The sequence below is a fragment of the Neobacillus drentensis genome (assembly GCF_036965425.1).
Classification (GTDB): domain Bacteria; phylum Bacillota; class Bacilli; order Bacillales; family Cytobacillaceae; genus Neobacillus; species Neobacillus drentensis_F.
The window spans coordinates 363-10450 of the sequence record NZ_JBALPP010000103.1; the positions used below are offsets into that span (position 1 = coordinate 363).

The 10088-nt window shown below is 39.4% G+C and carries 7 protein-coding genes and 1 pseudogene; 1 reads left to right on the top strand and 7 read right to left on the bottom strand.

Annotated elements, in window-relative coordinates:
* Window positions 1-147 precede the first annotated feature (147 nt).
* Together V7161_RS22450 and V7161_RS22455 are read right to left on the bottom strand one after the other, a co-directional pair.
* Window positions 148-281 (bottom strand): annotated as a pseudogene (locus tag V7161_RS22450) (DUF3934 domain-containing protein).
* Between the two features lie 147 nt (window positions 282-428).
* Window positions 429-1340, bottom strand: a complete 912-nt coding sequence (locus V7161_RS22455; protein ID WP_335715078.1) for a DMT family transporter — start codon at window positions 1338-1340, stop codon at window positions 429-431.
* A gap of 150 nt (window positions 1341-1490) precedes the next feature.
* Here V7161_RS22455 and V7161_RS22460 point away from each other — a divergent pair, with 150 nt between their 5' ends.
* Window positions 1491-2864 (top strand): PLP-dependent aminotransferase family protein, encoded by a 1374-nt coding sequence (locus V7161_RS22460; RefSeq protein ID WP_335715079.1) that lies wholly within the window; start codon window positions 1491-1493, stop codon window positions 2862-2864.
* A 373-nt stretch (window positions 2865-3237) separates the two neighbouring features.
* On the opposite strand, the gene V7161_RS22465 is transcribed toward V7161_RS22460, so the two are convergent.
* The 5 genes from V7161_RS22465 to V7161_RS22485 all read right to left on the bottom strand — a co-directional run bounded on the left by V7161_RS22465 (window position 3238) and on the right by V7161_RS22485 (window position 9952).
* Complete coding sequence (locus V7161_RS22465; protein WP_335715080.1) at window positions 3238-3420, bottom strand: aldo/keto reductase; 183 nt, start codon at window positions 3418-3420, stop codon at window positions 3238-3240.
* Between the two features lie 51 nt (window positions 3421-3471).
* A complete protein-coding gene (locus V7161_RS22470) occupies window positions 3472-3600 on the bottom strand; it encodes a hypothetical protein (RefSeq protein WP_335715081.1) in 129 nt (42 codons plus the stop codon).
* Window positions 3601-3836: 236 nt separating this feature from the next.
* Window positions 3837-8732, bottom strand: a complete 4896-nt coding sequence (locus V7161_RS22475) for a DUF4132 domain-containing protein (RefSeq protein WP_335715082.1) — start codon at window positions 8730-8732, stop codon at window positions 3837-3839.
* Window positions 8733-8827: 95 nt separating this feature from the next.
* Window positions 8828-9253 (bottom strand): hypothetical protein, encoded by a 426-nt coding sequence (locus tag V7161_RS22480; protein WP_335715083.1) that lies wholly within the window; start codon window positions 9251-9253, stop codon window positions 8828-8830.
* Window positions 9254-9403: 150 nt separating this feature from the next.
* Window positions 9404-9952 (bottom strand): hypothetical protein, encoded by a 549-nt coding sequence (locus V7161_RS22485; protein ID WP_335715084.1) that lies wholly within the window; start codon window positions 9950-9952, stop codon window positions 9404-9406.
* Window positions 9953-10088: the final 136 nt, after the last annotated feature.

Here is a 10088-nt window from a genome sequence, read left to right on the forward strand (position 1 = left end):
TCAACTAAACTGCTCCGTTCGCTAAAAAAGAAAAAAGCGAACTCCTTTAAAGGAGCTCGCACATGTTGGGTCATTAAATAATTGTATTTATTCAGTATTCGCTATATTTCGGTTATGTGACTTTAACTATTGCTCGTGGGGTCATTTTCAACATCCGTTTTTTTGACCTTTACTTATATAAGGTTTTGCACTCTTTTTTTGTTTGCACTAGCTTGCCAACGATTCCAACCCTTCTTGTCTGTTCCTCTCCCTGTACCACCTTTTCCTTTAGCTTTACTCATAAAATCACCCCATTATTATTCAAGGTTGAGTTACCTATTTCTGGTTAGTTTTAATCATTTTATTCGGTTATTTACCACACATATTGAAATAAATTACATCCTTCTAGTCTCCCATAAATTGCGTAAATTGCGTCCCTTATATAAAAATCATCTACTTCTAATTACACTATTTTTACGATGTGACTCCCTCTTTATCACAGGTGCATTTTTTCCAAATATTACGCATACCACAACAACAATCGCTAAAACAATCGTTAGCCATGTAATCGATTCTCCTAAGACCAATACAGAAAATCCAATCATTAAAAAGGGCTGTAAATATTGAATCTGTCCAACTCTTGCAATCCCTCCTAAAGACATCCCACCGTACCAAGCGACATATGCTAAAAATTGGCTTACAACAGCTAAATAGAACAAACTTAACCAAGCTTCGATAGGCGCTTGTAACATATCAACTGATATGCTTAAGCCCACAGGAATAATAAAAAACGGGGCTCCAATTAATATAGCCCAAGCGATGACTTGCCAACTACCAATCTCTTTTGATAGTTTTCCACCTTCTGCATAACTTAATCCAAGTATTAAGACAGCCACAATTAGTGCAATATCTCCATTTTGTAAGTGACCTAAACCTAAATACACGGCATAAAGAAGCACTGCTATCGCACCGATAAAACTTGCTATCCAATAGCGCTTAGAAGGTGACTCGCCACCACGCCACATAGCAAAACCAGCCGTCGATAGTGGCAGTAAAGCCAGTTCAATTGCGCCATGTGAAACAGGCAGTGATTTCATTGCAAATGTTGTTAATAACGGAAAGGCGAGTACAGCACCAACGGCAACAATACCTAAGCTTTTCAATTGTTTTTTATTAGGTAATGATTGTTTTTTTATGATAAGAATGATACTTACGATTATTGCTGCAATAACTGTCCTACCCAACCCAACAATTGTCCCACCAAAATAAGGGACAGCAATACTTGTAGCTGGTAATGTAAGACTAAAACAAACTATGCCGATAAAACCGATCAGCATTCCTCTTTTTATATTGTTTTCCATTCAAATTCCCCCTTCACAAACATACAAATGTATTCCATAATCATGGTTAAAAGGAATAAACTAATTAAACATGATTGTAATTGATATAAACTCTTTTTAATACAGTAAAAATCCACATCTGTCATGGGACAGATACTAAGGAGAATATATATGACAACAAAATATAGGGGTATTTTAGAATGGGTGATACAACAAATAGAGGATGAGCAGTTTAGGGCAGGAGATAAATTACCTTCTATCCGGCTGCTCGCTGAACAATTTCAATGTAGTAAAAATACGGTTGAAAAGGCATTACTCGAATTGGAACAACGACATATTGTCTATGCTAAACCCAAAAGTGGCTATTACGTTGTTGATTATTATCAAACACCTAGTCCGAATAAAAAAGATATTGATTTTTTATCTGCTGGTCCAGATAAACGTATTATGCCTTATGGGGACTTTCAGCATTGTATGAACCAGGCGATTGACCATTATAAAGAGCAATTATTTACTTATAGTGAGCAACAAGGACTTTTTTCTTTGCGAAAAGAACTTGCGAAGTATCTACAACATTTACAAGTATTCACGAAACCTGATCGACTTGTTATTACTTCTGGCTCACAACAAGCGCTTCACATCCTATCCATCATGCCGTTTCCGAATGGTAAAAAAAATGTATTAATTGAGCAGCCTACTTACTTCGGTATGATAGATACCTTACAGTTAAATCAGATTACAACATTAGGAATTGAATTAACAATGGAGGGGATTGATTTTGAAAGGCTTGAGAACTTATTTCGAACCAATGATATTAAACTCTTTTACATCATTCCAAGATGCCATAATCCTCTTGGGCATCACTATACAAATGAAGAAAAGAAAAAAATAGTTGCTCTTGCAGAAAAATACGATGTATACATTGTAGAAGATGATTTCTTAGCAGAGTTAGATACGGATTTAAAAGCAGACCCTTTGTTTGCATATGAACCTAACGGAAGAGTCATTTATGTAAAGAGTTTTTCGAAAGTATTTTTGCCAGGGCTACGTATTGCTACTGTTGTACTCCCTGAAAAAATGATTCCCACCTTCTTAAGCTATAAATTTAGCATTGATTTCACTTCATCGCCACTTTCACAAGGAGCATTAGAAATCTATTTAAAAAATGGTATGTTTCAATATCATTTAGAAAACGTAAAAAAATTGTACATAAAAAAAATGAAAACATTATTAGAAGCCTGTTCATTGTATTTACCGAACTATGTACAATTTACAAAGCCAAAAAGTGGTTTTTATCTCACCATCTTTTTACCTTCACATATAGATGTCAATAAATTGATTTACCTATTACATGAAAAACATATTTATGTGGACAACGCTTCTAGAATGTACTTAGCTGAAAACAAACAGCAAGCAATTCGACTAAGCATTTCACAAGTAAATGAAGAGATGATAATTCTGGGAATTCAACAATTAGCAACTTATATCATCGATATGTGTGAAAAAAAGAAATACAATCCACTCTCGTTTAAATCCTATCATTAAAGTCAATAAGACATCTTTAAATCAGTTGAACCACCAAGCGGCTATCCCGTTCCCGAATTACCTGGTATGCCAAATGAGCATGCCCTTGGTCTATTTGACCTTAATAATTAATGTTTTAAAGCAAAACATCATCATTTACGAACAGTCCCTGGATTATGTTTAATCGTTATTCCAAATGAAAAGCGTCCCAGTAATATAAATGGGACGCTTTCTTTCTATCTATATCAAAACTGAAGTGGTTCATAAATTTAATCAACTTATTTCCATTTACCGGTTAATACCTCTGCTCGGTCGGTTGCTGGAGCTGGGGTTCTAGATAAAAGTAAATTTCAGCATACATTTCTGGTGTCATTTTAAAATCAGCAGCCGCTAATTAATCTTCCAATTGTTCTAAATTACGTGCACCAATGATAGGAGCCGTAACAGTACAATTAGCCATTACCCAAGCAACTGCTAAAGTTGCAGGTTTCACATCATGTTCTTTGGCATATTTGCTGAACTGTTCAGCCGTCACATAATCTTCATCGGCACCCGTAACGGTCTTGATAACGGGCATTTTGTATAGATCGGCCCTGTTCAGGGCGTTTGTTTATCCCGTATTTTCCTGTCAGAAGTCCGCCCTGAGAGGACTATAGGTAATAACCCCAACTTGTTCGGAAGCAGCCATTGGTAAGATTTCAACCAAGTATGATGCGAGAGGCACAACTCCAAAAATAAATACTGATTTCCTTTTCATAAGTAACCTCCTATTCATTTACCAAATTGTTACATTCTATTAAATCTAAACAAATAATATAACCTTCCACTAAACTGCATCGGTTAGTACAGCAAGAAATAAGACACCGCAGCGGTCCCTTTCTTTATCTCTTGCACCCGGAACTTTAAGGGATATTCTTCATAATCTGTTTAGAAAAACAAACAAGCAAAGGGCGTTGCCCTTAATTCAAGCATCGCCCTCGAAAATTATACTTTTTAATGTCTTAACTGCTCCAACACACTTGGATCCTTAATTTTATTATCCTCCGCAAGCATCAGGACCTTTGATAGGATCTCCGCTGTTTTTGGATCTTCATCTAGGAATGGTAGGAAGAGCTTTCCTCTATGCTGCGAGTGAACTGGTAGGATGTTCAGGTTTCCACTTGCTTGCTTGTAGGCCATGGCACTACCTAAGTGGACACCGTATTCCCCAAGATTTCCTTTGATCAGTGCGAAGTTTCCTTTGATTCTTACATTGTTAATTTTCATCAATCTTAGAGATTCCTGTAGGATGGCAGCTCTCATTTCAATTGTAGTTAAGCTTGCTTCTGGGTCAACGCCGCCAACATGGGCGACACTTACGACTAGGTCTACATCTCTCATGGTTTCAGACAAGATGATCTTTGGAATTTTGCTTAACTCTATGCTTTTATACGTATTACGGTCAAAGAATTCTACTGTCTCAAGGGTTGGGCTCTCAACGTCAGAAGGTGAGAACCAGTCTGCGATGGCATAGATTTTTGCAATGATGTTTTCCTTGTGATAGACCTTTTGCAGTCCTTCTTCATAGTTAACCGTCCACAGGCGATTTTTTAACAGGGCAACAGCTTTCTTTGGCTGAATTTGGTATCCTGCATAACGTCTGGATTCTGTTCCCGCTGCTTCTTCGTCTGCATTTAGTCGGTATAGCTCACGGAATACCTGTTTGAATGGCTGCTTGATTTGCTGATCAAATAGATAACGCTGGTAGTCACTCCAGCTGCCACTTTCATATAGGTGAACCGGGTGAGCAATTATCACTTTATCGTCTGACTGAAGCTGATAGTTTTCCCCTGTTGGAGTTTGAAACTCTTCCCCAGTTAAGAAGCCTAATTTGTCACCAGTCTTGAAAACAAGATTTTTCACAAGTGGAGCAACAACTGGATTTTTCATCATGTTGACTAGTTCCTGTACTGTGAATGGTGTTTCTAGCTCCATGGAGCGTTCAAGCTCTCCTTTTGCTCGGCTATATTGCTCCTTCAGCCCTGTGTTTACTTCTTTTAGCTCTAAGATGTATTTATGCTTTTTATATTTTGGTGGGACGGATTTCAGCTCTTTGTTGTTTTTGATGATCTTGATGGCACCCTTCCCATTTACATCGATCACAAGCTGAACTGTCATATCGTCAATCTCCACTGGATCTAGGACGTGCAGGACCTCTTCTATTTTCCGCGCTTCCATCTCCCAGCGTAGTCTTGTTACATCCTTATACCCCGCATTTCGAGCGAGGTTATCTAGTGCAATCGCAACAATCTTTGCTTCACTTGCACGTCGCTGTGCTCCAAATTGCTTGCTTTCTTTTAAAAATTTCTGTATGAACTCGTAGCGCTCTAAGACATCATTCGTGTTTGCTGATTCGATTGGGATCAAGCTATAGCATAGCAAATGATCCTTGTTTCGCTTCGTTACAACGGAGGTTTTTATATCCTTCAAGGTTAGCTTACCAAGTGTCGCATCAGCAAAAAGCTGGGCACGGCGATGGTTGGCACCTGCTGAAATATATTTTGCACAATCATATAAAATATTGAAACGCTCTTCACCTAATTGCTTGTAAGCCTCTTTGAACCAATCAATATCAAAGGCACCATCATGGAATTCCTCTGGTGTGATCGGGGAATAGTGCGCAACTATCGTTTCCTTTTCAGCAGAGAAGGATTCGTTCGTATGCGCATGGAAATACCAGGATGCACTCTTTAGCCCATCCCATTTTAAATATGCTGCTACAATATCTAGCCATTGAGGTGCATACATCGCAGCCTCAAGTAAACGTTTTTCAGCAATCTTCTTTTCTTTTACAAGTTGTGCCAGCAGCTCCTCGTTATCGCCTTCCTTCGGGTGACAGACTTGTAGTAAGTGGCTCAATGCTTCCTTCTTTGTTACATTCATATTATCATAATAATAGAAATAGCCACGGACGAACGATTCCTTATCGAGTCCTGATAATAACGTTATCAAATACTCCATTCCCTCGAAATACATGATACCTGTTGCATGTGGAGTGACCTCTGTTTGGAGGTCACCACGCTTCAGTTCAATATCAAGGATACGAGAGATGACCTTTTCTTTTATCGGCTCAATGGAAGGATGCTCTTTCGTGAAGCCCTTCTTTGCATTTGTTAGCTCTAAAATGTGATCTCTACTATTCTCTCTTCCTAATAACTCTTTTGTCAGTTCATTCTCATCAATAAGCAGTAGATCATAGGCGCGGACTAGCTCTTCAAGGTCTGGACCAAATCTTTTACAGTTATTAATAGTGTATAACTTATACAATAGAAGCAAGTAGGTTTTGTTGGATGTCTCATCATACACATTTGCCTTTGCCCAATCTAGCCACGGGAATGTAATCAGCTGATACATCTGACGCTCTGATTTACGCTTCTCCTCAGGGATAGCCTCAATCATCGTATGAAGCATCCCACTTGCTGTTTCGTATATGTCTTCTTTGTTTAGGTCCTGGAAATAAGACGATACAATTTCGTTCATCTGACTAAAATAAAGAAGCTCAGGTGCAAAGGTATAGAATTCCTTTACCTTCTCTAATGGAAAAACGCTATCGAGAAACTCCTTCCGCCAATCAGTTGGCTTTTTATAGTCATCCATTTCCCAGCTGTTAATCCTTTTATAATAATAGCGATACACTAGGTCTAAACTGAACATGACATTTAGCTCGATAAGCTCAGGTGTAGTGATTTTTGATGTTTTAAAATAGTCCTTCCAAACCTCAGCTAGTGGCAGGTCATCGATTCCCTCCCGCTTGTCCTGCATGTTGGCGTTTTGCCCTCTTCTTAGAGTTGTACCCACTAAGTGCGTTTCCTTATAACCATACCAATCGACTTCATATTCGTGTTCGCGATGCTCGTGAATTAACTCGGAAAGGCCAGTTAGGATCTCTTGGATTCTTGTAAAATCGGTCGAGAACACGTTACTAGTTTCGACTTTGGGGATATGATCAGTTGGCAACTCGCATTGTTTTTCTGGATCGTATAGACCGAAACCGTTCTTTAAGTTATATTCCTCTTTTGTTGTAAGCTTGTCGATTAATAGCTTTTCTTTTTCAGTCGGAGCCTTGATAACCTTGCATTTGTCTTTTACCTTATTGAATTTTTCCGGCGATGCTTCTTTTAACTCTGAGATCATTTCAAGTCCGCCCACCCGTTGCAATTCACTTTTACTTGTTAAAAGCCGGTCTAGTGATGCTTCTAGTTTTTTGTCTACCAGCTTTAGTAAAAGCTTAATAGCACTTTGACGGAGGTTTCCTGTTTTTAATTTCAGGATTGCTTCAACTTTGTCTATTTCGTCAGGTCCGAGAGTTAAATCCAGGATTCGTGTCATCGCTTTTTCACGATTGGTCATACTTTTATCAGATAAGCAGGCAAAAATATAATCCCGTTGAGCAGGGTTGGATTGATCTTGAGTAAAGCAATCGAGCAAATAGCCCCTTGTGTCTGAGTTGTACATGTCTTTTTTCTCGATGATTTGCGTGATGAGTCCCTGGTCCATATCATAGGCAATCAGGTAAAGCATCTTTTTTACGATGGAGTCAGCAGAGTACGCTACCTCTAAGCCACTGAAAACTCTGGATCTGATTGTAATTTCTTTTTTCGGAGCAGTGTCTAGCATTGCTTTTAAAAGAGTGAACTGGCGTAGTCGCTCGGACCTTACTTCAAGTGCCGGAATGCGTTCGAACTCGATTTTATGAATATACTGATTGGTTTTACGGTTCCAGTTCCACGAAAAATAGCACTCGTACGTATAGTTAGTGAGCAGAAAGACTTGAAGCTCATGGTGGGTTTCGTCTAGATGCTTGGAGGCAATCGTGTACTTGAGCAGGTCGTTCTGACTCTGGGCGAGCATGTATTGGGCGACAATCTTCTGATAGGTTTCGCCGTTATCCATAAGCGCGTTTACCTGGTGCTTGAGATCCTCCTCCTCGATTACTGCACTAGCCCATAGACTTGTGTACAGCTTGTTCATATCCTCACTCTGCAGCCACAGCTTGCGAAGGTCAGGGTTAGTTAGGCATTCATGGATGTATTGAATCATTTGCTTGGTGACGCGGGCTTGCTCTGCCTCAAGTGTTAAGCCTGTCCACACGTCGATGGCTCTAACAACAGAGCTGTATCGGATTAGGTTGTTGTCAAGGATCACGTTAAGCAGGTACGTTGTTGCCTCTAGTGTTCCTTCATCCATTGTTTCGACGATGCTTTGGCGGAGACCCTCTTGAAGTCTCGCTGCCACAAGGAGCTCGCCGATGATGGTATAGGCTTCTTCACGATGGCTGAGCAGCATGCCCTTTATCATTTCTCTTGTGAGGAGGGCAGTGTTGTTGTCACCATAGATGATTTCTTTAAGTGCGCTTAGCACGTCGTCGTTTTGCCGGTCTAGCTCGAAGGCGATAATATCGCTGATCACCTGGTTGTTTAGCTCAAGCTGTCGGTTTGTAAGAATGTCCATAATCGTTACGTGGTGCTTTGCTAGATCATGGAGTGATGCGCACTTTCCAATGATTGTGTTTAAGTGGGCTGTTATATATTTGGTGCGGAATGGTCTCCGGTCATAGCCCGTTGAGTAGGAATACTCGGTTGCGTGATTGATGATGTATTTCATGACAGTGGCGTAGTAATCGCCTAGTAAATTACGCGTTAAGTCCACTAGCCGATTGAGCTTGCCTTGATCAGTTTCTGCTTGCTCGTTGAGCGTATTGGTGAAGCGACGAATATGCCGGTCCTGGTTATAATAATCCGTTTGCATGAACTTTAGGATGTGTCTAGCTAGCTTTTGATCCTGTTCATCGAGTGTTGCAATCTTTGCTTCATAATCTATCAAATAATTTCCGCTTGATTCTATCGTCATATCGTATCCTCCTTTGGGTGGACCTGGGGGACGGTTCTCCTGATTCATTTTGAACCACAGACAGAAATGTCCCTCTGGTTTATAGTGCAGTCAGCCTACCACATCCGGCCCGTGAGCATTGTCAGGCGTATGAACACGACTTCGGCTTCCTCTGTTACCTCTAGTGGGCTATCTAGCTGCTCAGCTTCTTCGTCATTTATGAACACTCGGTATAATCCGTCTTTAAAGGCTTGAATGGCGGTTTCGATTGCTCTCGTTAGATCTGCTTGCTTGTCATTATATAGTGTTTGGAAACCTACTTTTCCCGCTTGGGCTTGCTGCTCGATGTCTGAGTTGGAAAGAAAGTTTATAAGTGGTGTTTCTGGATCGCTAGCTTTGTTGTTGAACGTATCGACGTTTTGTGTTACGACTTGGGTAATGAGTTCTCTTAGCGTGTTTGGTTTTTTTTGCATCTCGAATGGTTGTTTTGTAATGAAGTTTTTGCGTTTTGCTAGGGATTTTAGTGATATGTAAATGTTCATAAGCAATTACCTCAGTATTTCATTTTTATTAAATATTATCATTTCAATATAGGTTATTGTTGCTTTTTCTAATAAATTTCTTTGAACGCTTCTTTTACAAACCAGTCCGTTATTTCAAAAAGAAAAGCCACCAAAAATGGCAGCCGTTGTTTATAAAAAAGAATGAATTAAAAATAGAATTGCAAAAGCAACACCAGAACGTAAATGCCACTTCCGGTCCATCCTCTGATATCGAAATAGTCCTGATAAAGGAACTGGAAGCAGGACTAGCAAGGAAAGCAATCCACTTATATTATTAAAATCAAATTTGAAGCCGTGCATAAAGACAGCTACCGTATGCAAGATAATAAAAGCGATGGCGAGAATCGCTACTGGAGTATGCCATCTTCGGGCAAAGCGCAGTAAAGTGGACAACCATTTTTTCACCTTGCCTTGACCTTTTAAAGCACTAAGCTTAATAACACGAAGAAGCACATAATAAGCAAGGACAAAAAATAAGGCAATTCTTGCATTGGAGCCAAAATCTTTAAATGTATGTTCGAACTGCCTGCTGTGCAGAGTGGTTAATGAAAGCTGTAATAGTCCCTTAATTTCCCAAAGCATTATCGAAGCAGCGATAATAATCGCTACGATTATCCATTTACGTTCCTTTTTAGGAATCAATCCTTGTTTTTGGACCTGGATTTCCCGTGTATTCATTGGTTGTCCTCCTACAAATTAGTGTAGTGTATGCACTTCTTCTTCATTTTTACATAAAAAAACAACTTTTAGATTCAACACAAACCACTTTAAGTTAAAATAACCTTCAATTTCATTTAAATACAATGTAGCATTA

Bases quoted from the DNA above. Each gene is read 5' to 3' on its own strand.
- V7161_RS22460 (WP_335715079.1), top strand. From the start codon at position 1,491: ATGACAACAAAATATAGGGGTATTTTAGAATGGGTGATACAACAAATA.
- V7161_RS22470 (WP_335715081.1), bottom strand. From the start codon at position 3,600: ATGAAAAGGAAATCAGTATTTATTTTTGGAGTTGTGCCTCTCGCATCA.
- V7161_RS22455 (WP_335715078.1), bottom strand. From the start codon at position 1,340: ATGGAAAACAATATAAAAAGAGGAATGCTGATCGGTTTTATCGGCATA.
- V7161_RS22465 (WP_335715080.1), bottom strand. From the start codon at position 3,420: ATGCCCGTTATCAAGACCGTTACGGGTGCCGATGAAGATTATGTGACG.
- V7161_RS22480 (WP_335715083.1), bottom strand. From the start codon at position 9,253: ATGAACATTTACATATCACTAAAATCCCTAGCAAAACGCAAAAACTTC.
- V7161_RS22475 (WP_335715082.1), bottom strand. From the start codon at position 8,732: ATGACGATAGAATCAAGCGGAAATTATTTGATAGATTATGAAGCAAAG.
- V7161_RS22485 (WP_335715084.1), bottom strand. From the start codon at position 9,952: ATGAATACACGGGAAATCCAGGTCCAAAAACAAGGATTGATTCCTAAA.